This is a genomic window from Klebsiella michiganensis (genome assembly GCA_000963575.1).
Lineage (GTDB): Bacteria > Pseudomonadota > Gammaproteobacteria > Enterobacterales > Enterobacteriaceae > Cedecea > Cedecea michiganensis_A.
In genome coordinates this window covers 2,268,640-2,295,425 of sequence record CP011077.1, presented here as the reverse complement: position 1 = coordinate 2,295,425, position 26,786 = coordinate 2,268,640, and the positions used below count along the sequence as shown (strand labels likewise).

The 26,786-nt window shown below is 54.5% G+C and carries 27 protein-coding genes and 1 pseudogene; 9 read left to right on the top strand and 19 right to left on the bottom strand.

The genetic code is table 11. From position 1 onward, the window contains the following. The 4 genes from VW41_10840 to VW41_10825 form a co-directional block, all read right to left on the bottom strand. Positions 1-450 (bottom strand): hypothetical protein, encoded by a 450-nt coding sequence (locus tag VW41_10840; protein ID AJZ89493.1) that lies wholly within the window; start codon positions 448-450, stop codon positions 1-3. Positions 451-915: 465 nt separating this feature from the next. Next, complete coding sequence (locus tag VW41_10835) at positions 916-1,287, bottom strand: glyoxalase (protein AJZ89492.1); 372 nt, start codon at positions 1,285-1,287, stop codon at positions 916-918. Positions 1,288-1,416: 129 nt separating this feature from the next. Beyond that, a complete protein-coding gene (locus VW41_10830) occupies positions 1,417-2,997 on the bottom strand; it encodes a diguanylate cyclase (protein AJZ89491.1) in 1,581 nt (526 codons plus the stop codon). 55 nt (positions 2,998-3,052) lie between these two features. Then, positions 3,053-3,982 carry a LysR family transcriptional regulator gene (locus tag VW41_10825; protein AJZ89490.1) on the bottom strand — a complete coding sequence of 310 codons (930 nt, stop codon included), beginning with the start codon at positions 3,980-3,982 and terminating at the stop codon, positions 3,053-3,055. Positions 3,983-4,122: 140 nt separating this feature from the next. Between VW41_10825 and VW41_10820 the strand changes: the two genes are divergently transcribed. Both VW41_10820 and VW41_10815 read left to right on the top strand, forming a co-directional pair. Next, the gene (locus VW41_10820) at positions 4,123-5,526 is read left to right on the top strand and encodes a transporter (protein AJZ89489.1); all 1,404 of its coding nucleotides are present in this window, start codon (positions 4,123-4,125) and stop codon (positions 5,524-5,526) included. A 56-nt stretch (positions 5,527-5,582) separates the two neighbouring features. After that, a complete protein-coding gene (locus tag VW41_10815) occupies positions 5,583-6,053 on the top strand; it encodes a polyketide cyclase (protein ID AJZ89488.1) in 471 nt (156 codons plus the stop codon). Between the two features lie 9 nt (positions 6,054-6,062). On the opposite strand, the gene VW41_10810 is transcribed toward VW41_10815, so the two are convergent. The 3 genes from VW41_10810 to VW41_10800 all read right to left on the bottom strand — a co-directional run bounded on the left by VW41_10810 (position 6,063) and on the right by VW41_10800 (position 7,651). Next, positions 6,063-6,455, bottom strand: coding sequence for a prolyl endopeptidase (locus VW41_10810; GenBank protein ID AJZ89487.1), 393 nt, complete (start codon positions 6,453-6,455; stop codon positions 6,063-6,065). A gap of 78 nt (positions 6,456-6,533) precedes the next feature. Next, positions 6,534-7,157 (bottom strand): DNA-binding protein, encoded by a 624-nt coding sequence (locus VW41_10805; GenBank protein ID AJZ91935.1) that lies wholly within the window; start codon positions 7,155-7,157, stop codon positions 6,534-6,536. 11 nt (positions 7,158-7,168) lie between these two features. Beyond that, complete coding sequence (locus VW41_10800) at positions 7,169-7,651, bottom strand: GCN5 family acetyltransferase (GenBank protein ID AJZ89486.1); 483 nt, start codon at positions 7,649-7,651, stop codon at positions 7,169-7,171. A gap of 260 nt (positions 7,652-7,911) precedes the next feature. Between VW41_10800 and dsbG the strand changes: the two genes are divergently transcribed. Next, positions 7,912-8,676: a disulfide isomerase gene (gene dsbG / locus VW41_10795; GenBank protein ID AJZ89485.1), complete on the top strand. Its 765-nt coding sequence runs from the start codon at positions 7,912-7,914 to the stop codon at positions 8,674-8,676. A 3-nt stretch (positions 8,677-8,679) separates the two neighbouring features. Here the strand turns inward: dsbG and VW41_10790 are convergent, their stop codons facing one another. The 8 genes and pseudogenes from VW41_10790 to VW41_10755 all read right to left on the bottom strand — a co-directional run bounded on the left by VW41_10790 (position 8,680) and on the right by VW41_10755 (position 18,306). Beyond that, complete coding sequence (locus tag VW41_10790; protein AJZ89484.1) at positions 8,680-9,615, bottom strand: alcohol dehydrogenase; 936 nt, start codon at positions 9,613-9,615, stop codon at positions 8,680-8,682. A gap of 92 nt (positions 9,616-9,707) precedes the next feature. After that, positions 9,708-10,232 (bottom strand): GCN5 family acetyltransferase, encoded by a 525-nt coding sequence (locus VW41_10785; protein AJZ89483.1) that lies wholly within the window; start codon positions 10,230-10,232, stop codon positions 9,708-9,710. A gap of 245 nt (positions 10,233-10,477) precedes the next feature. Beyond that, positions 10,478-10,996, bottom strand: a pseudogene (locus VW41_10780) (diguanylate cyclase). Positions 10,997-11,047: 51 nt separating this feature from the next. After that, entirely contained in the window at positions 11,048-12,040 is a 993-nt protein-coding gene (locus VW41_10775) for a diguanylate cyclase (protein AJZ91934.1), read from the bottom strand. A 141-nt stretch (positions 12,041-12,181) separates the two neighbouring features. Continuing rightward, positions 12,182-13,651 (bottom strand): diguanylate cyclase, encoded by a 1,470-nt coding sequence (locus tag VW41_10770; GenBank protein AJZ89482.1) that lies wholly within the window; start codon positions 13,649-13,651, stop codon positions 12,182-12,184. A 462-nt stretch (positions 13,652-14,113) separates the two neighbouring features. Continuing rightward, positions 14,114-15,040 carry a glutaminase gene (locus VW41_10765; protein ID AJZ89481.1) on the bottom strand — a complete coding sequence of 309 codons (927 nt, stop codon included), beginning with the start codon at positions 15,038-15,040 and terminating at the stop codon, positions 14,114-14,116. A gap of 69 nt (positions 15,041-15,109) precedes the next feature. Further along, positions 15,110-16,711 carry a chemotaxis protein gene (locus VW41_10760; protein ID AJZ89480.1) on the bottom strand — a complete coding sequence of 534 codons (1,602 nt, stop codon included), beginning with the start codon at positions 16,709-16,711 and terminating at the stop codon, positions 15,110-15,112. A 203-nt stretch (positions 16,712-16,914) separates the two neighbouring features. Continuing rightward, entirely contained in the window at positions 16,915-18,306 is a 1,392-nt protein-coding gene (locus tag VW41_10755) for a succinate dehydrogenase (protein AJZ89479.1), read from the bottom strand. A 101-nt stretch (positions 18,307-18,407) separates the two neighbouring features. Here VW41_10755 and VW41_10750 point away from each other — a divergent pair, with 101 nt between their 5' ends. Beyond that, positions 18,408-19,265, top strand: coding sequence for a LysR family transcriptional regulator (locus tag VW41_10750; GenBank protein AJZ89478.1), 858 nt, complete (start codon positions 18,408-18,410; stop codon positions 19,263-19,265). Here VW41_10750 and VW41_10745 read toward each other — a convergent pair whose 3' ends face one another. After that, positions 19,266-20,102, bottom strand: coding sequence for a short-chain dehydrogenase (locus VW41_10745; protein ID AJZ89477.1), 837 nt, complete (start codon positions 20,100-20,102; stop codon positions 19,266-19,268). A 122-nt stretch (positions 20,103-20,224) separates the two neighbouring features. Then, positions 20,225-21,016 (bottom strand): isomerase, encoded by a 792-nt coding sequence (locus VW41_10740; protein ID AJZ89476.1) that lies wholly within the window; start codon positions 21,014-21,016, stop codon positions 20,225-20,227. A gap of 195 nt (positions 21,017-21,211) precedes the next feature. Here VW41_10740 and VW41_10735 point away from each other — a divergent pair, with 195 nt between their 5' ends. Continuing rightward, positions 21,212-22,411 (top strand): arabinose transporter, encoded by a 1,200-nt coding sequence (locus VW41_10735; GenBank protein ID AJZ89475.1) that lies wholly within the window; start codon positions 21,212-21,214, stop codon positions 22,409-22,411. 48 nt (positions 22,412-22,459) lie between these two features. On the opposite strand, the gene VW41_10730 is transcribed toward VW41_10735, so the two are convergent. Beyond that, positions 22,460-23,128 (bottom strand): hypothetical protein, encoded by a 669-nt coding sequence (locus VW41_10730; GenBank protein ID AJZ89474.1) that lies wholly within the window; start codon positions 23,126-23,128, stop codon positions 22,460-22,462. 186 nt (positions 23,129-23,314) lie between these two features. On the opposite strand from VW41_10730, the gene VW41_10725 reads away from it, so the two are divergent. Genes VW41_10725 through VW41_10715 form a run of 3 tightly spaced genes read left to right on the top strand, consistent with a single transcriptional unit; the run spans position 23,315 to position 24,413 of the window. Beyond that, positions 23,315-23,749 (top strand): transcriptional regulator, encoded by a 435-nt coding sequence (locus VW41_10725; protein ID AJZ89473.1) that lies wholly within the window; start codon positions 23,315-23,317, stop codon positions 23,747-23,749. 20 nt (positions 23,750-23,769) lie between these two features. Continuing rightward, entirely contained in the window at positions 23,770-24,162 is a 393-nt protein-coding gene (locus VW41_10720; GenBank protein AJZ89472.1) for a transcriptional regulator, read from the top strand. A 38-nt stretch (positions 24,163-24,200) separates the two neighbouring features. Continuing rightward, the gene (locus VW41_10715; protein ID AJZ89471.1) at positions 24,201-24,413 is read left to right on the top strand and encodes a hypothetical protein; all 213 of its coding nucleotides are present in this window, start codon (positions 24,201-24,203) and stop codon (positions 24,411-24,413) included. Between the two features lie 43 nt (positions 24,414-24,456). Here VW41_10715 and VW41_10710 read toward each other — a convergent pair whose 3' ends face one another. Beyond that, a complete protein-coding gene (locus VW41_10710; GenBank protein ID AJZ89470.1) occupies positions 24,457-25,359 on the bottom strand; it encodes an acetylserine transporter in 903 nt (300 codons plus the stop codon). Between the two features lie 198 nt (positions 25,360-25,557). Here VW41_10710 and VW41_10705 point away from each other — a divergent pair, with 198 nt between their 5' ends. Next, the gene (locus VW41_10705; GenBank protein ID AJZ89469.1) at positions 25,558-26,772 is read left to right on the top strand and encodes a transporter; all 1,215 of its coding nucleotides are present in this window, start codon (positions 25,558-25,560) and stop codon (positions 26,770-26,772) included. Positions 26,773-26,786 lie beyond the last annotated feature (14 nt).

The following is a 26,786-nucleotide window of genomic DNA, read 5'->3' as shown; positions in this document are numbered from 1 at the left end:
TTATTGGTTGATTCCAGTTACCAGCACGGTTGATTTCTTGCATTGATTATCCTGGCAAATACCGGAGAACCAAACCTGCCCTTTGCCGATTGCCAGCCCCTGATAATTAGCAAAAAGATCCTGATATGCCTGAGCTTTTACCACCGCCACCAACTCCGGTGTAAAAATCGCGTCATAGTGCTTAACCAGTTGCTGAGGCGTTTTGATTTGTACTTTTTTACCCACCAGCGTGACCTTTATCGGGTATGAAACCAGTTTTGCCACCTCTGTTTTATTCTGCGCGACAACCTGTGTTTTGAAATTATCGAAAAAAGCATGATAGTTCTGATGAGAATTGAATAACCGATCCAGATTCGCATCCATCTCCTGCTCAGTGGCCGCAAACGACGCGCCGGACCAGACAACTGACGAAACCAGTAACAGTCTGGCAAGTAGCGATGTAAACTTCATAAAATCTTCCCCTTGTCTTAAATATCATTACATTGTCGTATTTATATCGTTTTAACTTCCCTGCCTCACACACCCTTTGCTGCGTCGATAAGCCAGCAGGCGTTCCCTCGGCGGCATCATATATGATATAATTTTGACCAATCCATTGATTTCAAATAAAAGTAAACAAATCATATTAATATGAAACAACTTTTCCTGGCGATCTGCCTTTTCATTCCCTTCAAAATGTCCATGGCTTCGGTCAGCGGGACCTTTGACGTGAGAATGACTATTTTGCCGAAGCCTCTGCCGCCTAAAGTGACTAAAATTAAACTTTCAGCAGATACGGTGATGATCATTAATGAATGGTAGTGTTTTCATCCTTCAAGTCATCCTGATAGCAAAATTTCGCATCCATTAAAAAAGCCGCTGACGGAATCCACCAGCGGCTTTTTGTTGGTAGTGCTTCAGACTATCCGCCTGATTTTAGTTTACTAATCTTTGCCCTACGTCTATCCGGTTCCCGTCAGGGTCGGCAAACACAAATGCCCGCAGGCCATAATCTTTATCCTGAAGCCCCTTAATGATCCTGGCGCCTGCCTGCTGGCAAAGTGCCAACAGCGCGCTGGCGTCATCAACCAGAAGATGCACCACCGGAAAATTCGCAGCTTCATGCCGCGGCTGTAACGTCAAATGGAGCTCACTGCCCCCCTGTTTGACGATAACAAACCCGACCGGGTCGCCGTTTTGAAAGGTCTGGCTAAATCCTAACCCGTCTACGTAAAAAGCGATTGCCTGCTGCATATCTTTTACCGGCAACACGGCCGCCATGCGGCCAAATCCCACAGTGAAATCCATTCTCAACCTCGTGATTTACTGAAATGTGGCCATCAATGCAGACGGTGCCGCAACTGATACATTTCATTTTGATGCCGGACGGTGCCAGAGTGAACGTATCATATCCGGGCGGCCAGCCTCACTCAAAGATTATCGGCTGGAGCCTTTTGCCCCATACTTATTACGCTTATGCTGATACAGCCGTTCATCTGCTTTCAGTAGCGCAGTTTCTAAGGTATCCCCCGCGATCATTTGGTAACTCCCGTAGGAAAAAGCGACCATTTTCTGGGCGTCAATTGTCAGCAGGTAATCCTGAATGCGCGCGATCACTTCGTTAGATTTGCTCAGGTTGTAATCAATCAGGATCAGGCTAAATTCATCGCCGCCGAGGCGGATGCCGTAGTCGCTCTTACGGATAGATTGCGCCAGCGCTCTCCCCAGATACTGAATAGCCCGGTCTCCCATGGCGTGGCCAAGCGTATCGTTGATCCTCTTCAACCCATCGCTATCAATAGAGATAACCGTCACCGCAATGTTGCTGCGTAATAACCCCTGAACCTTCTGTTCCAGAGAAGATGTCAGCACTTTCCGGTTATACAGCCCGGTCATCGCGTCGGTCATATTATCGTGAGACAGCGACCGATGCCGGTCGAGTTGTTTCCTGGCGTAGCGACAAAGGAGCCAGGTTCCCCCCACATAGAGAGCCATTAACCAGAGAATAGCGATCAGGAAGTAAATAGCATCCAGTTTAATATGCAGCGTATAGTAGCCGGTGATTTTCTCTTCATAGCTAATCGGCGTGAACGAATTTAGCGCCGGACGATGGAAAGTAATCTTATCGCCAGTCGCATTATCTGTGACGTACAATGATAAAAAATGCCACAGCAGCGGTCTTTCTGCCGTATAAAATGAGGTGGCCAAATCATCAATATTGATATCGGTAATAAATAGTCCTTTTATATCCTCTCGCTGAAATACCGGCGTAATCATGCTGATGATGTTTTTCCGCGTGTAGCCATCTCTATAAATGTGGGAGACAATATTTTCACCCAACCGCAGGTCGGCCAGCGCGGCGTCATCAATATTAATAGTTCTGGCGCTTCGATCGATATCTATTCGCCCATTTTCGCGTACCAACCAGTTATTGAAAGTATAATGATTAGTATCAACAATTTTATTAATAAAGATGTAGTTATTTTTCAGATCGATGTAATAGCGAATATTATTGAACACATAGCCACTGTAGTTAGAGAAACTGTATCTGGAAACGTTGCCCACAGCCCTGTCCTGCACAATCATCAGCGAGGCTACATCACCAGCCCAGCTGGTACATGCAGGGTTTCGTGTTTGCAAAGTCCCGCTTAACGCGGATAATTTATGGCCAACAAGATTTAAGCCATAAATACCATTGAGCGACTCGGCATATTTACATACCTCGACCTCTTTATTCCCCACCGAACTAAGCCCCGCAGGTGCCGATGAAAACGCACGAGATAAACGGAAAGCGATGCTTTGGTTAATATACTCTTCATGGAAAAGTGCAGATTTACCATTTTCTGCAACATATCCCATATAACTTTCCAGACTTCTGTACTCCCGCAGCACGAAACCGGCAAAAATCGACGTCGTCAAAATAGCGATAATTATAAGAGTATTGATGTATTTTAGCTGCGACAAGACGGTATATTCCCTTAAAAAAAACCACTTGTTAGTTGTGCTCGAGTATAGCATATCGATAAGACGGAGATTACCTGGAGCACAGAATACTCCTGGTCACACCTGTCAACTAAGGCACCAGGGTACGGCATACGCTTAGTACCAGCTTGCGTAGCCAACTGTGCGCGAGGTCGGCCTCTGAGCGTGGATGCCACATTTGAGAAACGGTGATCGGTTTCGTACTCACCGGCAGCTCAAACATTGCCAGCCTGGCGTTATCTCCGTCAACCTCACTAACCGATTGATTAAGAAGAAAAGAAGATGGCACCAGTGCAATCAGGTCGGACGCCTGAGCCACCTTTAACGACGCCGGAAACCCCGGTACCACAGCGGCAATTTTTCGCACCAGCCCCCTTTTATCCAGCGCGTCATCTACGGGCCCGAGCGTTGAGCGGATACGGCGGGAAGCAACCACATGTCCATAGGCAAGATACTGTTCTACGGTAACTTCCGAGACCCCAGCCAGAGGATGTCCGGCCCGAACCACGCCGACAAAGCGATCGCGAAACAGCGCCTGAAGCCGTATTTCCGGCCCCATTTCACCCATCACGCCGATTTCAAGGTCAACCAGGCCTTCTCGCAGATGCCGGGGGCCTTTCTCAGGTTTTGAGGTAAAGCACAGCTGGACCCCCGGCGCCTGTGCTGTGGCAGCGGCGATCAGTGACGGAGCAAATGCCTCAATAAAACCGTCATTGGCTCTGATAATAAATGCGCATGTCAGCGTGGAAAGAGACAGCTCTGCCGGGGAGGGGCTCAGTAAGGCTCGCGCCTCGAGCGCTGCGTTTCTCGCCCGGTCACGAATCGCTTCGGCATAGGGCGTCAGCACCATATTTCTTCCCGCTCTAACCAGCAGAGGATCGCCGGTTGCAGCCCGCAGGCGACTCAACGTCCGGCTCATCGCCGACGAACTGAGCCCCAGGCGTCGTGCGGCCCCGGCCACGCTTCCTTCAGAAAGAAAGGTATCCAGCGCAAGCAGCAGATTCAGGTCGGGTTCATTCATAAGGGCATCCTGTAAAGAGATATAGCGTCTGATGCAACTATTAACTGCACATCATGCGTCTTCCGCCTGTCTTTAAGTATCACTATATTTGCTGCACTGACAACCTGATACTGCGTGCCGCGCTGCGGCAAGGAACCGTGATGGAATTATTTTCAACCCAGCCAGGCGATGAAGGTTTACCCGGTCGCCAGCGCCTGATGGCAATGCTTGCCGTGATGACGACCGTAACGATGGCCGTATTCGATGGTTCGATGGTGAACATCGCGCTACCCACTATCGCCAAAGCGCTCGGCGTGTCCGGGAGCGATGCCATTTGGGTGGCTAATGGCTACCTGCTTGCCACGGCTATGACGCTGGCGATTTTCGCCGCGCTGGCTACCCGACTGGGCTTCAGGCAAGTATTTGTTTTCGGGCTGAGCCTGTTTACCCTGGCATCCGCGGGCTGCGCGCTGTCCTCTTCCCTTGATATGTTAGTGATTATGCGGTTATTGCAGGGAGTAGGTGGCGCGGCGGTGCTTAGCATCTCCCCGGCAATCCTTCGGTCGGTATTCCCAAACCGCCTGCTCGGCAGGATCCTGGGGCTGAATGCCTTTCTCATCGCCACCAGTACGGCAATTGCGCCTTTGCTTGGCGGGACGCTGCTCTCCACGCTGGGTTGGGAATGGCTTTTTGCGGTGAATATACCGTTGGGCATTGCGGCGCTTGGACTGAGCCTCCGGGTGCCAGCTGGTGACACAGCCGCCAATCCTAAGCCCTTCGATTATGCCGGATCGCTTCTTTCCGCTTTGCTGTTGGGCTCGCTGATAATGGCCGCCGACAGCTTTACCAGGAGCGGAGGCATGATGTCGGCGTTGATCTACAGCGTTATCTCATTATTTGCCGGGGTGGCCTTTATCTGGCGTGAGCGCCGTGCGGCCCAGCCCCTGCTTCCGCTGACGCTGTTCGCCTCTGCACGATTTTCGCTGGCGGCCATGACTTCGCTGGCTTCATTCATCGGGCAAGGGATAACGTTTGTCGCCCTGCCGTTTTTATTCCAGAACGTTTATGGCTACAGCGCTTTTGCCTCAGCCCTGCTCTTTACGCCCTGGCCCGTTGGTATCATGCTCGCCGCGCCGCGTGCCGGTCGGCTTGCCGACAAGCATTCACCGGCGCTTATCGCCACCACCGGCTTGGGGGTGTTTACGGTAGGCCTGGTGCTTTTAGCCCTGCTGCCTGCCCACGCCCAGGCATGGGACATCGGTTTACGTAGCCTGGTGTGCGGCATTGGCTTCGGCATTTTCCAGAGTCCTAACAACCGGGAGATGATGGCCAATGCCTCGCGGGAAAACAGCGGCTACGCCTCTGGCATACTGGCCATTATGCGAACCTTCGGGCAGTGCCTGGGCGCGGCAATCGTGGGTATTATTCTGGCGCTTTACGGCAACGCAATATGGCAGGAGCCGCAGGCGATACGCCTGAGTCTTTGGGTTGCCGCTGGCGCAACGTTACTGGCCATCAGCTTAAGTGGCCTGCGAACCAGGCAACCAGGACAGCAAAATATTTAGCCACAAAAAGAAACTTCAGCCAGGCTATAGAAGTAAATATCCCCCGAGGAATCACCATGAACCTGGATGCTGACACTGACTTAAAACTGGAGCGCGTGATCGACGTTCCAGGGCGGCTGGTCTGGGAATGCTGGACCCAGCCGCAGCATATAAAACAGTTTTTTGTGCCGCGCCCTCATCGCGTCTCCGCCTGTGAGATAGATCTTCGGGTTGGCGGGCGTTTCAATACCGTGTTTAACGTTGACGGGCAGGAGATGCACAACACCGGCGTCTGGCTTGATATCGTGGCCGGGCAAAAGCTGGTTTTTACCGACGCCTATAGCGAGGGCTGGAAGCCGGCAGTAAACCCGTTTATGACGGCAATTTTGCTGCTTGAGGATGCAGGCAACGGGAAAACGCGCTACACGGCAATCGCCCGCCACCGTACGCCAGAAGCCCGGCAGGCCCATGAAGAAATGGGCTTCTTCACCGGCTGGAATATCGTTGTCGATCAGCTTGTCGAGTACGCAAAAGGCCTGAAGCGTTGATAACGCAGGCTATAGCGACCAGTCGCTATTTTGCAAAACAACCCGATAATCGTCGGAGTCGATAAAGGTTGCGCCCTTTACATCCCAGTAGGGGTTGAATGCATCCCGCCGGGTAAAACCGGCTTCCAGCATTCTGTCGCAGGCGGCTTCCCATTCGACACGGTCGGGGACATAAAGAACAAGTAAATCATCTTTCGTTGGCCGCGGTGCAATCGGGTGATGCTGGCAGACAGTAAATTCCAGGTGCCAGCCCAGCGACGGACGGCCCAGCATCACGCCGCTGAAACCGTCGTGATCGTTAAATTCCGCTATTTGCTGAAGACCGAGTCCCGCGCAGTACATGTCGCGACTGTTTTTAAGGTTGCTCACCGGCCGGGCAATACGCATATGGCTGAAGTTCATCATTTTTTCCTGGTCTGATATTCACTCAACCTTAAAGGTATTTCTTTCGCGCCATTTTCCTCACCGTGCGATTTCAGGCTACAAACTGTAGGCAGGAATTGAGCGGAGCGTACCCGTCAGGCTGTCGAAGACCATGCGTTCTGCCGTGATTATCGCCATCCCGGCCTGCCTCAGGACGGAGATATCGGCCGCAATACGCTGCAGCCCAAACCAAAACAAGCCGTCGAGGGCATTGACCTGAAGCCCGGCCTCAAGGGCGATTTTCAGCCGATCTCTGGGGCTTCTGACCTGCAACGCGATCTGCTGGTAGGCCGTCGCGGGCGTACCACCCGGATCAATTCTGCGTATGCGATTTGAAAAACGATAGCGGAAGGCGTCCGGCACGGCGCTGAGATCGTCTTTTATGCTGTAGACCTCCCCCCGCTTATTGTCATTGATCACCACGCTCTTCTGGCTAAGCTGAAGCTCGGCGCGTAGTTTGTCGATCAACTGAGGCGCCCGCAGGAGCAGCAGACGAAAAGGCAGTTCAAAGCTTGTCACATAGTCCACGTTCAGCAACGCCAGCCTCAGGCGCTGCTCCGCATCCTGCGGCTCTCTCTGAAACTCCTCCCGGACTTCCTCCCACTGCCGGGTGAGGCGCGGGGACTCTTCTACTTCGGTGAAACTGTACTTTTCAATCTGGTAATCGATGCGGTCGTTCATGTTGGCACCTTTCACATTTCAGAATCCAGCTCGCAAACCATCTCGTAGCAGCGCAGCAATGTACCGCTGCGCGATATGGGATAAAGCCCCTCTTTCACGACGCGAAACCCCTGCGTCAGATAAAAGCCTCGGGCGTTTGGCGTCGAGGAAAGCGTCAATCTGCTCATCCCTCTGGACCTGGCTTCCTGCTTGATAGCCTGGAGAATCTGTTTTGCCATTCCCCGGCCGGTGTATGCCGGCAGGGTAAAAACGGCCTCAACAGACCCGTTTTTGAGATCCAAAAAACCCGTGGCTACCGGCTCGCCGTTTTCATTCTCCGCCACAAAGAAGGGATTTTTCACGATTTCGTTTCGGTAACCCTCTGGCATCTCATCAGGCGTCCATGTGGCCAGCACATCTTCCGGATAAGTCTCCCGGCAGCCAAAACGAATGGCCTCGTTTCTTATCGTCCATAGCGCCTGAGCTTCATTCAGCGTTGCTCGTCTGACCGTCATTGCCTGACCTCCGAAATGATCCGTTACTTAAAGGAAAGTATTACCCGGCATATTTCAAGCTGCGGGTGCGTGGACTGCTCCCGCTCCCCCCAGCCACATAGTTAGCTACGCTCCTGCGGGGGCAGCGGAAATACTGTTCAAAAAGGCCTGAAAGTCTTTTTGCCCCGCCACTCGAATTATCCTGGATATGTGCCTGATGACTTAGCGCAAAAAGGAATGTTACCCTTTGAAGAAAATAACATTTAATTAAGGACCGCTCGATGAAAAAAATCTCTGCCCTGTCCGTTTCGCTGGCCCTGCTTTTTAATGCCTCAGCCTTTGCCGCTGACGCAAAACTGCCCGCCCCAATAGAGGCCCTGGAAAAACAGGGCTTCGAACTGAAAGGGGAATTTAAAGCCCCGGGCGACCTGCAGGGTTACGCCATGCAGTATCAGGGACAAGGCACAACCGTTTACCTGACGCCGGACAAACAGCACGCCATTATGGGTAACATGGTCGACCCCGAAGGTAAAAACCTGAGCGACGCGGAAGTTGAGAAATTTGTCTATGCGCCGATGGCCAAAGCCATGTGGCAAAATCTTGAGAAACACCGCTGGATAGCCGCCGGGAGTGAAAAAGCCTCCCGCATTGTCTACGTGTTTGCCGACCCGTACTGCCCGTATTGCACCCAGTTTTGGGAACAGGCTCAGCCCTGGCTGAAGTCCGGTAAAGTCCAGCTCCGCGTCCTTCTCGTCGGGATGCTGCGCCCGGACAGCGGGCAAAAAGCGGCGGCAATTCTGATGTCGAAAGATCCGGCCAAAACGCTGGCCGACTATGAGAACAGCAAAGGTAAGCTGGCGCTGCAAAAACCGGAAAAAATAGATCCGGTTATCGGGGAAGCCCTAAAAGATAACCTGACGCTGATGGACGACCTCGGCGGCAACGCCACGCCGTCGATTTACTACCTGAACGCCGAAGGCCGCCTGCAGCAGCACCAGGGTATGCCGGATGCCGAAACCCTGAATACCATTCTGGGTGATAAATAACGCTTATAGCCTCAGCAGCGGTTTGCGCTGGCGGCCAGGTTCACGGAACAGCGCCAGCGCCTGCCGCCAATCCTCCAGCGCATACACCGCCACAGCGGGCTGCTGCGTTTGTAGCAGCCGCTCCCACAGGGAGATAAACCAGCCCTGCCACTCTTCAACCGGGGTGACCGCCAGCGTATCGCGCAAATGAAATCGCTGGGCGGTAACGTTCTTCCCTCGTGGAGAAAAGGCTTTCCCGCTCAGTAAACCGTAGGAAATCAACGCCGCATAATGATTGAGGTGATCGAGCATCAGTGTGGCTAATTCGCCGCCCACGGCGTCATACACTACATCAACTTTTCCGGCGGCTTCGGCGATGCCACCCCGGTCATCGCCACTCAGCGGGATAATACCCGACTGAAGCAACGCCGGAAGATGCTGTGCCGAGCGGTAAACGCCATAAACTTCCTTTGCCCCCTGCTGTTTGGCCCACTGCGCCAGTAACCCGGCACAGGTTGACCCCGCCGCCGTGACCAGGACGCTTTTCCCCGCCACGGGCCATTTTTTAAGCATCAGCCAGGCGGCCAGGGGGTTGATATAGCCGCGTGCCGCAAGCTCATCCGGAACGCTGTCCGGCACGGGCACCGCCCATTGACTCGGGCAGTCAATCCATCTTTGCCAGGTGCCTTCCCCCCGCAGAGGCAACACCCGCCGGCCAATCCACGCAGGGGAATCCGCCTGCTCGACGACGCCAACGCCTTCATACCCGGCTATACGCGGGGGGACAACCCTATGGCGGTAAGCCCCGGTAATCGGAATCAGATCTGAGGGATTGAGAGGGGCATAGCGCATGCGCACCCGTAGCGTGCCGGGGATAACCGGCGCGAGCGGCGCTTGTTCGAGGGTTAAGACCTGTTCTGGTTCACCAAACTGCCGGAACCAGAGGGCTGAGTTTTCCATACTAAATGCCTGTCACTGCCATATTGCAGGCACTATATCACGTCAAACTCAGCATAAACGCGGCAAAAAAAGTGACACCGTCACTCACTGTCTTATAAATTGCGGTAGTAGAACGTCGTGGAACATGGGCTGCCGTCCGGCATCAGCGCATAATGCGGCAAATCCCCTACGCGCTGCCAGCCCATGCCCTGGTAAAATATCTCCGCATCGCTACCGGTGGCGGTATCAAGTACCAGCACCGACTTTCCCTGCGTGGTGGCGACGGCTTCGAGGTAGGCCATCAGGCGCTGGGCAATACCTTTGCGCCTCGCCTGACGATGCACCAACAGCTTGGCCACATCGGCCCGGTGCGGCTGGTTTTCCGGCTGGCTGGTAATCAGTTGCACGGTGCCGACAATGTGCCCCTGGCCATCTTCCGCCACAATCACCGTGCGTTCGCCCCGCGCCACGCTTTGCCCAACCTCGCCCCAGAATGCCGCCGCTTTTTCCGGGGCTAACGGATGCAAAAAGCTGACCGAAGCCCCGCCTGCTACACAGTCAATCAGCACATCAGTTAATGCTGCGGTGGCGGCCGCAAATTCACAGGCCTTCAGGGAACGAATACGATACTCGGGCACAGCGACTCCTGAATATTAGTTAAGTACATGTCGGAATATTACCGGGCATAAGAATAGACCAGCTTAATGCGTAGCACCGGAATCAGCTATTCAGGAAAGATATGGATAAGCTGCCCGCGGTAACCTCTTTCTTTACAGGAAGAGAGAATGCCCCGCGGCGCAGCGAATGAAAAAGCATGCGGGTGGCACATGTTAAGCCAGAGGGTTAGCAGAGCCTCATCATAAGGAATTATGATTGCGCAGGTTTATAGCTTCTCATACCCTTTTCCTGGCCGCTCCGCCCCTGAAGATTTCGCCTGATACATGGCCCGCCCGGCTTCGGTGATGACATCCTCAAGGCAGAGATGCCGGTGAGGATCGAACTCCACGCTTCCCCAGCGGAAAGACAGCATCCAGGGGTTTTCTGCTCGCTGGTTAAAGTCGGTAACTTTGCCTTGCAGGTGCTGCATGGCGATAAATGCCCCTTCATCATTCGTCGCGTTAAAAAGCAGGACAAATTCATCTCCGCCCTGCCTGGCGACCAGATCCGTTTCACGGAAAGAGGAGCGCATAAGTTCTGAGAAAGCGACCAGCGCTCGATTACCCTGCTGATGGCCGAAACTGTCGTTAATCTGCCCCACCTCATTAAGGTGGATAAACACCATCGAAAGCGGCTCCGCACGGCGGTTAGCGCTACTCATGGCATACTGCCCCAGAAACATAAGGCCCTGACGGTTCAGCAGGCCCGTCAGCTCGTCGGTCATTGTGGTATCGAGCATCTCATCCCCCGGCGCAGACTAATAACATGGTCTGCTTAGAGTTTAGATGATCATTAATCAGGCGGCATAAATGCGGTTTTTGCCGGCGCGTTTAGCGTTATAAAGCGCATCATCCGCCGCTTTTAGCCACTCGGCAGCATCCGGCATCTGTTTTGTTGCGCAGGCAATGCCGATACTCAGGGTGCAGAAAGCATTCTTTTCAGGCAGGACCCGAACATTAATAGACTCCAGCAGGATCCGCTGGGCAATCCCTTCAGCTTCTTCCAGCGAGGTGTTTGGCATCAGGACCACAAACTCGTCCCCGCCAAGGCGAGCCGGCGTGTCGCTGGGGCGCGTCACCACCCGCAGCACGTCGGATACCGCCATCAGAATAGCGTCCCCGACTTTATGCCCGAAACGGTCGTTCACCTCTTTGAAATTGTCGATGTCGATAAACATCAGCGCCGAGCTGCCACAGGCAATGTGCAATCGCGCCAGCTCATTGCTGATTTTACGCTCCAGCAGGCGCCGGTTGGCGATCCCCAGCAGAGGATCCATCATGGCAATGTTTTCCAGCTCGCGGCTCTTTGCCCGCAGTTTCAGCGCGATAGACGCCGTCAGCATACTGAGCGTGATGGTGTACACCGCAATCAATGGCAGCGTGGCGTACATTGTCCGGGCAGAAACAGCCGGGCTAAACGGCATCCCGTGGCTTATCCAGGTCAGCCCAAATGCAAGCCCCATAGCCAGCATCGCCCGTTTCATCAGCGGTTTTCCTCCGGCGGCCAGCCGATCGGAAACCAGAATAGTGACAATCACCACCGACGGCAGCGCGCTGAGCGATATCATGGCAATCCAGAAGCCTCCCGCCGCCGCGTCGATCACAAGGTTCTGTTTTTCACTGTTGACGGGAGATGAGGCAAAGCGCGCTTTCAGCAGCGCAACGTGCGGCCAGACAAAAGCGTTCACGACCAGCAGCGCCACCACCGGCACAGAGGAGTGCTGCTCATGTAGCACCGAAAAAATGGGCAAAAAACATAACAGCGTGCCCAACATGCGCATGATATACATGCGATTAATAAAGCGAGAGCCGTGCGTTCTGGCTTTTTTTTGAGGATCAGATGTACTCATAAATATCTCAGGCAGACGAACCAGCAACGACAAACTGCACGGGCATATTACGCGATAATAAAGGATCCAAAGTGCAGATGGCTATTGTGAATCGCCGATCTGCGGCGCAGTAAACGCCTCAGGCGCCACGCCATTCGTGCTGGTCTTATTGCGCCCCTGCCGTTTCGACAAATACAAATACTTATCCGCTTCGGGAATAAGCTGATTAAAGGTCGCCTCCAGCGTGCTATTGCCCAGCGCCGCCTCGGCCAGACCAATACTGACGGTGATAAACAGCGACTGCCCCTCGTAGTAAAAACTGCTGGCCTCAATTGTTTTACGGATTTGCTCGGCTATTTCAAAACCCTCTCTGGGAGAGCGGGTGCGGCAAACCACCACAAACTCTTCGCCGCCAATACGCGCCACCATTCCCCGGTCACCCACGGTGTCCAGCACCCTGGCGGCAAAAGATGCCAGCACAGTATCCCCACATTCGTGGCCCCAGCTGTCATTTATCCGTTTAAAAAAATCGATATCCAGCAGCATCACGCAGAGCAGCGGCTCACCGTGACCTGGCTGATGTCGTCCGCTGCGCTTGAGCGCTTCAAACAGCCCTGAGCGGGAGAAAACGCCCGTCAGGTAATCATAGTCCGCACGCAGCGACGTCTGCTTAATCAACTGATTAATGGCATCCACGCTGATGGAAACAATCAGCGGGCAAATAGCGATGGTGGCAATCCCCAGCCGCGCGGAGAACATCTGATCGACCAGCAGCAGCGGCTGTTCGGAGTGGAGATTGATCGCCGCATGGGCCACCAGCACAATTTCCACCCCGCCGGTTATCAGCGTTAATAGCGCGGTAACCGGGAGGGGGTAGCGAATGGCACACCAGATAAGCGCGGGGAGCGGAAACGCCAGGCTGCCCGCCCCGCCGATAATCATCGCCGTGCAGACGGCAATCACTACGGAAAAAAACGGATACATGTCTGACGGCACGATACCGGTTAATTTACGCCAGGAAGGCCAGCTTGCGGTCAGTAAACAGGGCAGCATCAGCACGCCGGTTGAAAACTGCTCGCTCACCCAGTCGGCATAGAGCGGCATAAACTTTTCATGATAATCGCCGCTAATACCCAGCGACCCGACGGCGCCGAATAATGAAGATAATATGGCGGCAATCAGCGAAAAGTTGAAAATATTAAACGCATTTAGCGCCCAGTTACTCTCATCCATATTGCGCGAATAACGCAGCAATAAACAGGCAGCGGTGACAATAAAGACCATGTTCGAGAAATTTATGATCGTCGACTGCCAGCCCCACTGGGTGGTAAAGGCGTCATAAATCAGCATTGCCGCGTAGCAAATAAAATAATAAACGGCTTTATTCAGCCACGGATTACGAACAAAAATGGCGGCCAGCACCGCATTCAGCGGCCAAAATAGAGAAAGATCGTTAACCAGGCGCAGTGAAGCGCCAAAGAAGTAAAAAAGCGTGGTAAGCACAAAAACACTGACTGCGTTTAACAGCATTTTTTCGGGGGAAAAGAATAAAAACTTAGGTCGATTAACCATGCTATCCTGGTTCATATCTATTCATCACCGCTGAAAATAAATAGCGCCATCAGGTGATTGCGAAAATAAGCATTAGCTTAGCATGTTTGCCCTGGTAGCAACCCAGGGCATTGAGAGAAAGAAGAAAATTCACTCAACTCGCCAGCACTCCGCATGAACTATCAGCCATAAGCTAAATTTCCGCCAGCTTGTACGCCCCCTTTTGTTAGCGGCAGGCTTTGTGGCTAAAAATTCATACTTATCACCGGGGAATAATTAGCAGCCTCAGGTTTAACCGATGTTTAACGTGGCTGCCTTATAGTCCATGGACGTAAGATTTCCCGGAGCTGAAATGCGTAAAACACCCTGGGCGGAACGACTTATCATTACCGCCATAATGCTGGCCGTGCTGGCCACCGTTAGCCTGGTTGGCGTGCTATGGCTGCGCATACCGGGATTATTACTGCTGTAATCCCACAGCGGTTAAAAAATAGAGCGCCCGATGCGCTGAGAAAGAATTTCCAGCGCTGCCGTCCCGGCCAGTGAGTTACCGGAAGCATCCAGCTCCGGGCACCACACGGCAATAGACATCTCATTCGGTACGTTGGCGATAATTCCGCCGCCCACCCCAGACTTCCCTGGCAAACCAACGCGATAGGCAAATTCCCCGGCACCGTCATACATGCCGCTGGTGATCATCAGCGCATTAATCTGCCGCGCGTGCTGGGCGGAGATCACCGGCTCATCAATGTGCAGAGCCCGTCCCTGCCTGGCGAGAAATAAAAACGTTTTGGCCAACTCCAGGCAACTCATTTCCAGCGCACAATAATGGAAATAGGTTTGCAGCACGGGAATGACATCATTCTCAAAATTACCAAATGACTTCATCAGCCAGGCAATCGCGGCATTACGTGCCGAATGCTCAAATTCAGACCGCGCCACGCGCGTGTTATAGACTAAATCATCGGCACCGGAGAGCGCACGCACGACTTCCAGCATACGCTGTTTGGGCGCGCTGAGGCGGGTTTGCAGCATGTCACACACCACCAGCGCACCGGCATTAATAAACGGATTGCGGGGTTTGCCCTGTTCAAGCTCAAGCTGCAAAAGAGAGTTAAACGGCTGGCCGGATGGCTCTTTGCCGACGCGCTGCCAGATTTCATCTTCATCATAGCGGCCCATCGCCAGCGTCAGGCTCAGCACTTTAGAGATCGACTGAATAGAAAAACGCTCTGCCGCATCCCCGGCGCTGAAAAATTCACCGTCAACGGTACAAATAGCGATCCCGAGTTTATTGCCGGAAACCTCTTCCAGGGCCGGGATATAGTCCGCGACCTTCCCCTTACCCAGCAAAGGACGAACCTGGTCGAGGATCTCTTCCAGTAACTCATTGTTTAATTGAACCGGCACCGTGCGCTCCTGAGGGATATGTTAAGCGGCGAAAGTATATCAGAGCCACGGGCCGATAATAAAACGAACTCAAGCCGTCATTTGAAAGCGAGCTACTGCTTTTTCAAGACGTTGAGACTCATCCAGTAAACGTTTAGAGGTGGTGGCCGACGCTTTAATCAGCAGCCCAGTCTGGCTCACCGCCTGGTTAAGCGTGGTGATCCGTGTGGTAACGTGATGCACGCTAGCGCCCTGGTCCACGGAGGCACTGGAAATTTCATTCAACAGCCCGCTTAAACGGGTCACCAGGGCAATCACCTTTTTCAACTGCGCCTCCAGCTCTGACACCGCTTCGCTGCCCTGCTCAATGCCCTGCAGAGAGTTGTTGATCAACGACTGAATGTTTCTGGTTGACTGGCTGCTCTGTTTCGCCAGCAGACCAACTTCACGAGCCACCACGGCAAATCCTCTTCCCTGATTACCCGCATGAGCGGCTTCAATGGCGGCGTTCAGGGCCAGGATATTGGTCTGGAAGGCAACGTTATCAATCATCGCCACGATGCCGCGCATCTCTGAGGAACGGGTCACAATATCCTGCATCGACATATTCACCGTGTGCATCATCTGATCCCCCCCGGCCACCATTTCACGGGCTTCGTCCGCGCGCTGGTTCGCCTGGATAGCATACTGGCTGTTTTCCTGAACGCGGGACTCCAGCTCGGTGATATGCAGGGTAACTTTCTCCAGCTCCTGCTCCTGCCGGGAGGAGTGGTTAGACAGCTCGGTATTCCCTTCAGCAAGCTGGCCAATGTTGCTTAGCAAAATGGCGGAAGACTCCCGCACCTCAAGCACAAGCTGCTGGATACCCTGCTGCATCTCCAGCACGCTGCCGTGAAGCTGTTTCACTTCGCGGTTAACCAGTTTTCGTTCAGCGGGTAGCCGGGACAGATCGCCGGCGGCCAGAATGTGCAAATGCTCGATAAGACTACGCAGAGGACGAATCACCCAGCGGGCCACTCCCAGCCAGACTGCAATCGCCACCCCCAGCAAAATACCCAGCGCGATAATAAACAACGTTTGGGCCTGACTCAGGCTATGCAGCAGAGTGTGGCTGGCCTGAACGGTTTGTTTCTCGCCTTCGGCCTGATATCGCGCGTACTGCTCGTTGAAATCGGACTGAAATGCCTGGATCGGCACTTCAAAGAAAGCATCGATGGACGCCTTTTTTTGCATCCCTTCCAGCTGTTCTTTTAATCCCCCAAAGAACAACTGATAACTGTTAGCCAGACTCTCACTGCCCGCCGGGTGAAGCTGCTGCCAGGCGGCAAAGTTCTGCCGGGAAACCTTCAGCGAAGCGTCGGCTTCATCCACCAGGCTGTTCCAGCTGCCGACCGAGCCGGTTTCTTTGTCCTGCATAAAATATACGCCCGCCCGGTTCAGCAGGTCGCTGGTCATCAGCAGCGAGGTTCTCGCCTTCTCCATAACAACCTGCTGCTGGTGAAGCTGGCTATTTTCAAGCACGCTCTGACGGGTTTCATGCAGAATGTTGGAGAGGGACACGGTGGAGAGAATTTGCAGCACGGAAAAGAGTGCGATCACGCCAACCACCCCGCTCAGTAGCCCGAACTCGCGGGGGCGACGGGCAAAAAGTCTGAAGGGATTTAAACGGCGAAAAATTTGACTTATGTTCATGATTTTCTTCAGTAACACAACGATGCCGCGAGTGTACTGAGCGAAAATGACAGAATTATTTCACTCTCATGACAAACAAGGCCACCTTCACGGTGGCCTTACTTTTTACTAATAGCCTAGGCATAAACCAGCATAACGTCCGTACTTAGCGGGGGAAAAGAAGCATTATCCCTCCCCGACAGGCCGGCATCAGGCGGGCTAAACTAGCGTCGGTCCTTCCATACGGTCTGAATATTACAGAACTCGTGCAGCCCGAAGTGGGAAAGTTCGCGGCCAAACCCGCTCTTTTTCACCCCGCCAAACGCCACTCGAGGGTCGCTGGCGCTATAACCGTTGATAAACACGCCGCCGCATTCGAGGCGGGACGCCATCTCCAGCGCAAGCTGTTCATTGGCGGTATAAACCGTCGCAGATAGCCCATAATCGCTGTCGTTTGCCAGCTCAAGGGCATGATTGCTGTCGCGAGCGACGGTAATCGCGGCCACCGGGCCGAACAGCTCCTGGCGGAACGCGGCCATATCTGGCGTCACATTGGTGAGCACGGTCGGCGCGTAGTAGTTGCCCTCGCCGGGCAGCTTATCCCCGCCAGTCAGCAGTTTTGCGCCCTGTTTAAGTGACATTGTCACTTGCTCATGCAGCTCATCACGCAGATCGTAGCGCGCCATCGGCCCGAGGCGGTTAGCTTCTTCCACCGGGGAACCAACCTCGTAGCTTTTCAGCTCGGCAATAAAGCGGTCGGTAAAGGCTGCGGCGATCCCGGCTTCCACGATGAAGCGTTTCGCGGCGGCACAAACCTGCCCGGTGTTCTGGAAGCGCCCGGCCACCGCGGCCTTCACGGCTTCATCGAGGTCGGCATCATTAAGCACGATGAACGGATCCGAGCCGCCCAGTTCCAGCACGCATTTTTTCAACGCTGCCCCGGCCTGAGCCCCAATCGCCGCCCCGGCTCTGCCGCTGCCGGTCACGGTTACGGCGGCCACGCGGGAGTCGTTAATCGCCTGACTAACCCCTTCCGGCGTGACGTTCAGCAGCTCGAACAATGCGGGCAGGAAGCCCGCGTCAACAAACATCTGGCGAATAAGTTCGGCGCAGCCCATCACGTTCGGCGCATGTTTCAGAATATAGCTGTTGCCGGCCAGCAGAATCGGCACCGCCCCGCGCAGCACCTGCCAAAGCGGGAAGTTCCAGGGCATTACCGCCAGAATCGGCCCCAGCGGGCGGTATTCAATAACGGCTTTGTTGTTTTCAACCTGAGTAGCTTCCGGACCTAACATGGCCGGGCCGTGCTCGGCATACCAGTCGCAGAGGTTCGCGGATTTCGCCACTTCAGCACGCGCCTGCAAAATGGGTTTGCCCATTTCAGCGGTAATCATTTGCGCCATCGCTTCGCCGTGCTTGCGCACCGCCGCCCCTAAATCACGGAGCTTTTGTGCACGTTCGCTGAGCGGGGTAACGCGCCAGGCGTGAAACGCCTGCTGGTTACGGGCCAGCGCGGCATCAATCTGGGCTGCGCTCTCGAAAGGATAAACCGCAATGCGCTCACCGGTAGCGGGATTGCGTGAAATGGCGTGGGTTTGCCCGGTTACTGATTGCATGGTGGTGCCTCGACAGGTGAATGAGATGTTAACAGTAGCCTTGAGGCACAAAGTTTAAAAATGAATAATACTAAGCAAACCCTTCACGATTTGAGAAAGCTATGGATCTCACTCAGCTGGAAATGTTCAACGCCGTTGCGGAAACTGGCAGCATCAGCGCCGCCGCGCAGCAGGTACACCGCGTCCCGTCCAATCTCACGACCCGAATCAAGCAGCTGGAGGCTGACTTAGGCGTGGCGCTGTTCATTCGTGAGAACCAGCGGCTGAAGCTCTCCCCGTCCGGCCACAGCTTCCTGGCCTACAGTAAACGCATCCTGGCGCTGGTAGATGAGGCGCGCATGGTGGTGTCCGGGGATGAACCTCAGGGGCCGCTGGCGCTGGGATCGCTGGAAAGTACGGCGGCGGTGCGCATTCCCGGCCTGCTGGCGAACTTTAACCAGCGTTATCCCAAAATCCACCTTTCCCTTACCACCGGGCCTTCCGGTGACCAGATTGACGGCGTGCTCGAAGGCCGCCTCGCCGCTGCCTTTGTTGACGGGCCGGTGCTGCATCCTTCTCTGGAAGGCGTGGCGGTGTACCGTGAAGAGATGACCATTGTCGCGCCTGCCGACCATGCCCCCATTCACAGCGGGTCGGACGTTAACGGCGCGAGTATTTACGCTTTCCGGGCAAACTGCTCCTACCGCCGCCATTTTGAAAGCTGGTTCCACGACAGCCGGGCGATGCCGGGTAAAATCCATGAAATGGAGTCGTATCACGGGATGCTCGCCTGCGTGATTGCGGGCGCTGGCCTGGCGCTGATGCCGCGCAGTATGCTGGAGAGTATGCCGGGCAGCCATCAGATAAGCACCTGGCCGCTGCCGGACGATAAACGCTATCTGGACACCTGGCTGCTGTGGCGCAGAGACGCTAAAACCCGCCAGCTTGACGCTTTTATCTCCCTGCTGGAAGCGCCTTAATTAAGCCTTAAGATCGCCATACTTATAAGCGGCGGTGACCCCGCCGTCGATCAGGATATCGCTCCCGCTGATATACGCGCCGTTTGGGCCAAAGAGAAACTCAGCCAGCGCGCCAATTTCATCTGGCGTACCGCCTCTTCCTGCCGGAGATTTTGCCAGCATGTTTCGGTAGAACTCCCCACGCTCGGCGCTGTGCAGTTCGTCATAGGCCAAAGGCGTGTAAACAATCCCGGCGCTGATGCAGTTGATTCTCGCCCCTCGCCGCCCCCACTTAACCGCCTCGGCCATCACCCGCAGCGCATTGCCTCGCTTTGAAAGCTGATAGGCATACAGGCTGTCATCAATGGCTTTGACTCGCGGTAGCTCCAGCAATTGTTCCGGCGGCAGCGTGGCCAGCTCGTCGGCCTCGGCCTGCGTGAGCGCATCCACATCCAGCCGATGGCTGGACTGTGAGCCAATCACTACCCCGGAGCCGCCTGCGCCGATAACCTGGCCGAACGTCTGAAACACTACCGCCGTACCGAAGAGATCGACGCGGAGAATATCCTGCGCGGCAGCCTGGGAAGGCGAAAGCCCGGCGGTATGTATCACGCCCTTCACTTCGCCCAGGTCACAAGCCAGACCCACTAATTTTTGAATAGATTCACGGGAACGAACGTCGACACCGGCGGTACTCACCCGAAAGCCTGCCTGCTGCAATGTTTGTTGCGCGGCCTCGCTATTTTCCGGCGTGATATCGGCCAGCAGAATATGTTTGCCAATGCCTACGCGGCGGGCAATCGCCTGGGCAATCGACCCACTGCCGATAACAACTATAACTTCATGGGATACGGGCATCTTTTTCTCCTGGAGAATGGAATGCAATCAGGCTAGCACGGACGGATTACTCAATAATCGCTTCCAACGTGCTAGCCTTTATGAGCTGCATTCATTAATCCCGGCGAATTTTGCCCGGAAAGTTAGCGCAACAGCACTTTGCCCACCAGATAGGTCACGGCCTTGCCGCCAATCAACACCCGGTCACCTTTGTACTGGCAGCGCAGATCGCCGCCGCGATACGAGACCTGTCGCGCCAGCAGGTGCGTTTTATTCAGCTTATCCGCCCAGTAAGGGATCAGCATGCTGTGAGTGGAGCCGGTGACGGGATCTTCCGGCACCGCTTCGCCCGGGCAGAAGAAGCGGCTGACAAAATCATATTCGCCTTCACCCGCTGCGGTAATGCAGACCATTTTTTCCAGCGGGATCATGGCGTTGATATCGGGCTGTATCGCCTCAACCTGTGCCTGGCTTTCCAGTACCACGATATAATCACGCCCTACGCGCATCTCTTTGCACTCGCTGATGCCAAGCGTCGCCAGGAGTTCCGGCAGCGGCGCAATCGGCTGAGTTTCCCAGGCCGGGAAATCCAGCGTCAGCCACTCGCCGCTACGCGTTACCGTCAGCGGGCCGACAAAACGCGTGCTGAAATGGATTACCGCCTCCGGGTGATCCAGATGCTCGAAAATAACGTGGGAAGCCGCCAGCGTAGCGTGTCCGCAAAGGTTGATCTCCCCCTGGGTCGTGAACCAGCGCAGCTCAAAGCCCTCATCCGTGGTAACGAAAAAAGCCGTTTCCGACTGATTATGCTGCTGTGACATTTTCAGCAGCACTTCGTCAGGCAACCATTCGCTGAGCGGGCAAACCGCCGCAGCGTTGCCGCCAAACGTTGTGTCTGCAAAGGCGTCTACCATATAAAAGTCAATTGCTTGCATTGGCGTTACTCCTGTTTTTCATTGTTATTTTCTTCGCCTCTACCATGACATATTCGCCCACCCGGTGCTGCTTTTTTTCCACCATATACAGGCGCTGGCTGCAAATGAGACATAAATCACAAAATGGGTTGTGTCGCCGATCTGATGGTTTTATGATCGAGCCATTCCTACCCCTTATTTACCTGCTATTCCCTTATGACAATCGCTACCGTTTCTCGCAAAACGGCGTGGCTGCGGGTCGTCACTCTCGCCGTTGCCGCGTTTATCTTTAACACTACCGAATTTGTGCCCGTCGGTCTGCTGTCCGACATCGCGCAAAGTTTTGGCATGGAAACCGCGCAGGTCGGGATCATGCTCACTATCTATGCCTGGGTGGTGGCCCTGATGTCGCTGCCCTTTATGCTGATGACAAGCCAGGTTGAGCGCCGCCGCCTGCTGATTAGCATTTTCCTGCTGTTTATCGCCAGCCATGTGCTGTCGTTCCTCGCCTGGAACTTCACCGTGCTGGTGATAAGCCGCATCGGGATTGCTTTCGCCCATGCCATTTTTTGGTCTATTACCGCCTCACTGGCCATTCGCATGGCCCCGGCGGGCAAAAAAGCGCAGGCGCTGAGCTTGCTCGCTACCGGCACGGCGCTGGCGATGGTGCTGGGCTTACCCATCGGCCGCATCGTCGGGCAGTATTTCGGCTGGCGAACGACCTTCTTCGTCATTGGCGTGGTGGCAGCGATAACGCTGTTCTGCCTGATAAAACTGCTGCCTAAACTGCCCAGCGAACATTCTGGCTCGCTATCCAGCGTCCCTAAACTGTTCCGCCGTCCGGCGCTGGTCAATATTTATGCTTTAATCGCGATAGTGGTGACCGCGCACTACACCGCCTACAGTTACATCGAACCTTTCGTCCAGCAGATTGCCGGGCTTAGCGCTAATTTCGCCACCCTGCTTTTACTGCTGTTTGGCGGCGCGGGCATTATCGGCAGCGTGCTGTTTGGCAAATGGGGAAATAAACATGCTTCGGGACTGGTTTCCGGCGCGATTGCGCTGATGGCAGCTTGCCTTGTGCTCCTGCTCCCTGCCGCGCAAGGCGAACTCACCCTTGCCGGGCTCAGCCTGTTCTGGGGCATTTCGATCATGATAGTTGCCCTGGGTATGCAGGTGAAAGTGCTGGCCCTGGCACCGGACGCTACCGACGTGGCGATGTCGCTATTCTCCGGGATCTTTAATATAGGCATCGGCGCAGGTGCGCTGCTGGGTAACCAGGTCAGCCTGCATATTTCCATGTCAGATATCGGCTTTATCGGCGCTATTCCGGCGATTATCGCGCTGGTCTGGTCGATTCTGGTGTTCCGCCGCTGGCCGGTGGCGCTGGAAGAACACCCCCAAGCCACGCATTAACAAAAATGCCCTCATTGCGAGGGCATTTTTCTTTAAATCACGCTCAAATCAGGCGGGATAAGTCTTAATAATTTCCAGCACGCCGTTAATAATAAACTGCACGCCCATACACACCAGCAGGAACCCCATCAGGCGGGAAATTGCCTCAATGCCGCTTTTACCGACAATACGCATAATCGCGCCGGAGCTGCGCAAGCTGGCCCAAAGAATCAGGCCCACGGCGAGGAAAATCAGCGGCGGCGCAACGGTAATGACCCAGCTCGGGAAGTCGGAGCCAGCCCGCACCGTAGAAGCGGAGCTGATGATCATCGCAATGGTGCCCGGCCCAGCCGTACTCGGCATCGCCAGCGGCACAAAAGCAATATTGGCTTCCGGCTCTTCGCTTAACTCTTCCGACTTGGTTCTTGCCTCCGGGGACTCATGCGCTTTCTGCTGCGGGAACAGCATACGGAAGCCGATAAAGGCGACAATCAGTCCGCCGGCGATACGCAGTCCGGGAATAGAAATCCCGAAGGTGTTCATCACCACCTGCCCGGCGTAGTACGCCACCATCATAATGACAAACACATTCACCGAAGCCATCAGCGCAGTGCGGTTGCGCTGCCGGCTATTCATGTCCCCGGAGAGCCCAAGGAACAGCGCCACGGTGGTAAGCGGGTTCGCCAGCGGCAGCAGAACCACAAGGCCAAGGCCGATGGCCCTGAGTAAATCCATCATATTTTTATCCTTTTTTGTCCTTTATCGAGCGGCTATAGCGCAGGTTTGACTATAGCAGCCCGCAGTTTACTGACCGCAGTTGAAGCGTTTTAGCTTTTCGTGGCATCGGCTGAATCATCACGTTGACTTATACTTGCCTCGGCAATAGTATCTGCCGTGACTAATCTACTTGCCTGGGCAAACATAGTGAAAAGCACCTGTGATCTGTTTAACGAAATGATCCCCCTCGGGCGATTGATCCACATGGTGAATCAGCATAAGGATCGCCTGTTAAACGATTCTCTCTCCCCGCTGGATATCACCGCGACCCAGTTTAAGGTGCTGTGCTCCATTCACTATGAAGTGTGTATTACCCCAGTCGAGCTGAAAAAAGTGCTTTCCGTTGACCTCGGCGCGTTAACCCGAATGCTGGACCGCCTGCTGTGCAAAGGCTGGGTCGAGCGTTTGCCGAACCCCAACGATAAGCGCGGCGTTCTGATCAGGCTGACGCCGGAAGGCGTGGCGCTGTGTGAAGAGTGCCGAAACCTGGTGGGGCTTAGCCTCCATAAAGAACTTACTAAAAACCTGACGGACGACGAAGTCGACACGCTTTATCGCCTGTTGAAAAAGGTATTGCCGTAAACCTGCAAAGAGGTGAAACGATGTCCAGACGCAACAATGATGCGGTCACGATTCAAAGCATTTTGGGGTGGATTGAAGAGAACCTGGAAACCCCGCTCTCGCTGGAGAAGGTTTCTCAGCGTTCTGGCTACTCCAAGTGGCATCTGCAGCGGATGTTTAAAAAAGAAACCGGCCACTCGCTGGGCCAGTACATCCGCAACCGTAAGCTGACCGAAATCGCGCTGAAGCTCAAAGAGAGCAACGAGCCGATCCTTTATCTGGCCGAGCGCTACGGCTTTGAATCGCAGCAAACGTTAACCCGCACCTTTAAGAACTACTTTTCGGTGCCGCCGCACAAGTACCGCGTAACCCGTCTTGCCGGCGAAGGCAAGTATCTGCATCCCTACAACCAGTATTGCAGTTTGTGTAACTAATGCATCACCGTCTGTTTTACAGACGTAACCGAGGAAATATGAAAGTCATCTCCGCAGCCGCGCTCATTCTGGCGCTGGCATCAACCAACGCTCTTGCGGAGCAATCCGGCAGCTTCAACGCCACCCAGGCCAACTACGGCAACATGATCACCTGTTCTGGCGGTCAATTGTCTAAAGGCCCGCAGCAAACCGCGGCTGAACGTTCAGAAGAACTGGGCTCCCCGTACTACCACGGTCACGCGCGTTCGTAAGATAAAGGCTGACCCGCCCGATGCTGGGCGGGTGCCGCACTTCTCAGGATGGCAATCTTTTCACTGAACGACCAAACCGCAGGCCAAAGACGTTAATATACAGCCCGCCCATAATTAACACTGCCCCCAGCAACTGCATTACCGTCAGCTTTTCGCCCAGCAGCAACGCCGCGCTAGCCATACCCACGACCGGCACCAGCAGCGACAGCGGCGCCACGCGCCAGGTTTCGTACCGCCCTAACAGGGTGCCCCAGATACCGTAGCCCACAATGGTGGAGATAAACGCCAGATAGATCAGCGAAAGCACCGTTGTGATATCAATATTGACCAGGCTTTGCAGCATCGTTGCCGGGCCATCCAGCAGCCAGCTTGCGGCAAAGAACGGCAGCACCGGGATCAGCGCGCTCCAGACAATCAGCGACATGATCGCCGGACGCTGCTCATGCTGCATGATAATCTTGTTGAAGATATTACCGAACGCCCAGCTCATGCCTGCCGCAAGCGTTAGCATAAAGCCCAGCAGCGCCACCTGTTGCCCTTCGAAACTGCCCTCAATCAGCACCAGTACGCCGAAAACCGCCAGGGTAATGCCGGCCAGTTGCTTAGCCTGCAGACGCTCGCCAAAGAAAAATGTCCCCAGAATGATGGTGAAAAACGCCTGAGACTGCAGCACCAGTGAAGCCAGCCCGGCGGGCATGCCGAACTTTATCGCGGTAAACAGGAAGGCAAACTGCCCGAAGCTGATGGTCAGCGCGTAGGCTGCCAGCAGGCGGAACGGAAGCTTTGGCCGGGCCACAAACAGCAGCGCGGGAAACGCCACCAGCAAAAAACGCAGACCCGCCAGCATCAGCGGCGGCATATTGTGCAGCCCCAGCTTGATCACCACAAAATTCACGCCCCAAATCACCACCACCAGCAACGCCAGCAGTCCATCTTTACGCGTCATTATCCAGCCCCTGTATTTATTATCGATTTGTAAAAAAATAAACCTTATCTCCTTCAGCAAACAGATACAGATCTCACTTTTTGTCAGGAGTACAGATGTGGTGTATCGTGCTTTCGCCAGATCTGGTTGCTATACCAGGCTGATTTTTCGTGATAAATCTTTCGCTCTCTTACCACACCATAACTAAAACAGGCCGCCATGACCGCCCTCAGAAATCTGTTTGCAGGCAAACAACTTGCAACAACTGTGTTACTTATTTCTTCGCTGCTGTTGACTATCGGGCGGGGTCTGACGCTGCCGTTTATGACCATCTATCTTTCGCGTGAATACCATATGGCGCTGAAGGATATCGGCCTGGCGATTACCATCGCGCTGGTGGCCGGGGTGGTATTCAGCCTGTGGTTTGGCATCCTTGCAGACAAATTCGATAAGAAAAAGGCGATGCTGCTGGCTATCGTCATTTTCCTCGGCGGCTTTGCGGTCATTCCGCTGGTGCACAATGCCGGGCTGGTGGTGTTGTTCTACTCCATCATCAACTGCTCTTATACGGTGTTTTCCGTGGTGGTGAAGGCGTGGTTTTCCGACACGCTGGACGTCAGCCTGCGGCCAAAAATCTTTTCGCTCAACTACACCTTCGTCAACATCGGCTGGACGGTTGGCCCGCCGCTCGGCACTTTCGTGGTGATGTACAGCACCAATCTGCCGTTCTGGCTCTCCGCCCTGACCGCCCTGCTGCCGATTCTGATGATTGGCCGCTATGTCAAAAGTCAGCCCGTCGCCGCCATGATGCCCGGCAGTCTGGAAGACAAAGTTCTGCCTTCGCCGCGCATTATGCTGCGCGACAAACAGTTGATGTGGTTCACTACCTCGGCGTTTTTAGGCTCAATGGTTTACGGCGCTTTCGCCGGCTGCCTGTCGCAATACGCGATTGTTATCGGCGATACCGGGCTGGCGGAAAAAGTGGTCAGCGTCGTACTTTCGGTCAACGCTATTGTTGTCGTCGCTTTCCAGTACTTCCTGGGGAAAAATATTCGCCCGGATAACATCAAAAAGATGATGTTCTACGGCACGCTGTTTTTCATCTGCGGCCTCGGTGGCTTTATGATTTCAGGGACTAACCTGTGGCTGTGGGGGCTGTCTTCACTGGTGTTTACCGTCGGCGAGCTTATCTACGCGCCGGGGGAATACATGCTTATCGACAACATTGCGCCGTCGGGCCTGAAATCAAGCTATTTTGCCGCCCAGCAGCTCGGCTGGCTTGGCGGGGCCTGTAACCCGCTGGTCACCGGTCTGTTATTGAGCTGGCTGCCGCCTTACATGCTGTTCGTGGTGCTGATGGGCACGATTTTACTGGCTTACTACGCCATCGTGATTGGCATGAATACGCCGCCCCGCCAGCCCATAACGGCCTGACGAGGCGTGCGTTA

Bases quoted from the DNA above. Each gene is read 5' to 3' on its own strand.
- VW41_10820 (AJZ89489.1), top strand. From the start codon at position 4,123: ATGGAATTATTTTCAACCCAGCCAGGCGATGAAGGTTTACCCGGTCGC.
- VW41_10710 (AJZ89470.1), bottom strand. From the start codon at position 25,359: ATGACGCGTAAAGATGGACTGCTGGCGTTGCTGGTGGTGGTGATTTGG.
- VW41_10825 (AJZ89490.1), bottom strand. From the start codon at position 3,982: ATGAATGAACCCGACCTGAATCTGCTGCTTGCGCTGGATACCTTTCTT.
- VW41_10775 (AJZ91934.1), bottom strand. From the start codon at position 12,040: ATGTATATCATGCGCATGTTGGGCACGCTGTTATGTTTTTTGCCCATT.
- VW41_10745 (AJZ89477.1), bottom strand. From the start codon at position 20,102: ATGCCCGTATCCCATGAAGTTATAGTTGTTATCGGCAGTGGGTCGATT.
- VW41_10720 (AJZ89472.1), top strand. From the start codon at position 23,770: ATGTCCAGACGCAACAATGATGCGGTCACGATTCAAAGCATTTTGGGG.
- VW41_10730 (AJZ89474.1), bottom strand. From the start codon at position 23,128: ATGATGGATTTACTCAGGGCCATCGGCCTTGGCCTTGTGGTTCTGCTG.
- VW41_10760 (AJZ89480.1), bottom strand. From the start codon at position 16,711: ATGAACATAAGTCAAATTTTTCGCCGTTTAAATCCCTTCAGACTTTTT.
- VW41_10735 (AJZ89475.1), top strand. From the start codon at position 21,212: ATGACAATCGCTACCGTTTCTCGCAAAACGGCGTGGCTGCGGGTCGTC.
- VW41_10835 (AJZ89492.1), bottom strand. From the start codon at position 1,287: ATGGATTTCACTGTGGGATTTGGCCGCATGGCGGCCGTGTTGCCGGTA.
- dsbG (AJZ89485.1), top strand. From the start codon at position 7,912: ATGAAAAAAATCTCTGCCCTGTCCGTTTCGCTGGCCCTGCTTTTTAAT.
- VW41_10770 (AJZ89482.1), bottom strand. From the start codon at position 13,651: ATGGTTAATCGACCTAAGTTTTTATTCTTTTCCCCCGAAAAAATGCTG.
- VW41_10755 (AJZ89479.1), bottom strand. From the start codon at position 18,306: ATGCAATCAGTAACCGGGCAAACCCACGCCATTTCACGCAATCCCGCT.
- VW41_10815 (AJZ89488.1), top strand. From the start codon at position 5,583: ATGAACCTGGATGCTGACACTGACTTAAAACTGGAGCGCGTGATCGAC.
- VW41_10740 (AJZ89476.1), bottom strand. From the start codon at position 21,016: ATGCAAGCAATTGACTTTTATATGGTAGACGCCTTTGCAGACACAACG.
- VW41_10805 (AJZ91935.1), bottom strand. From the start codon at position 7,157: ATGAACGACCGCATCGATTACCAGATTGAAAAGTACAGTTTCACCGAA.
- VW41_10750 (AJZ89478.1), top strand. From the start codon at position 18,408: ATGGATCTCACTCAGCTGGAAATGTTCAACGCCGTTGCGGAAACTGGC.
- VW41_10800 (AJZ89486.1), bottom strand. From the start codon at position 7,651: ATGACGGTCAGACGAGCAACGCTGAATGAAGCTCAGGCGCTATGGACG.
- VW41_10840 (AJZ89493.1), bottom strand. From the start codon at position 450: ATGAAGTTTACATCGCTACTTGCCAGACTGTTACTGGTTTCGTCAGTT.
- VW41_10810 (AJZ89487.1), bottom strand. From the start codon at position 6,455: ATGAACTTCAGCCATATGCGTATTGCCCGGCCGGTGAGCAACCTTAAA.
- VW41_10715 (AJZ89471.1), top strand. From the start codon at position 24,201: ATGAAAGTCATCTCCGCAGCCGCGCTCATTCTGGCGCTGGCATCAACC.
- VW41_10830 (AJZ89491.1), bottom strand. From the start codon at position 2,997: ATGCTATACTCGAGCACAACTAACAAGTGGTTTTTTTTAAGGGAATAT.
- VW41_10790 (AJZ89484.1), bottom strand. From the start codon at position 9,615: ATGGAAAACTCAGCCCTCTGGTTCCGGCAGTTTGGTGAACCAGAACAG.
- VW41_10705 (AJZ89469.1), top strand. From the start codon at position 25,558: ATGACCGCCCTCAGAAATCTGTTTGCAGGCAAACAACTTGCAACAACT.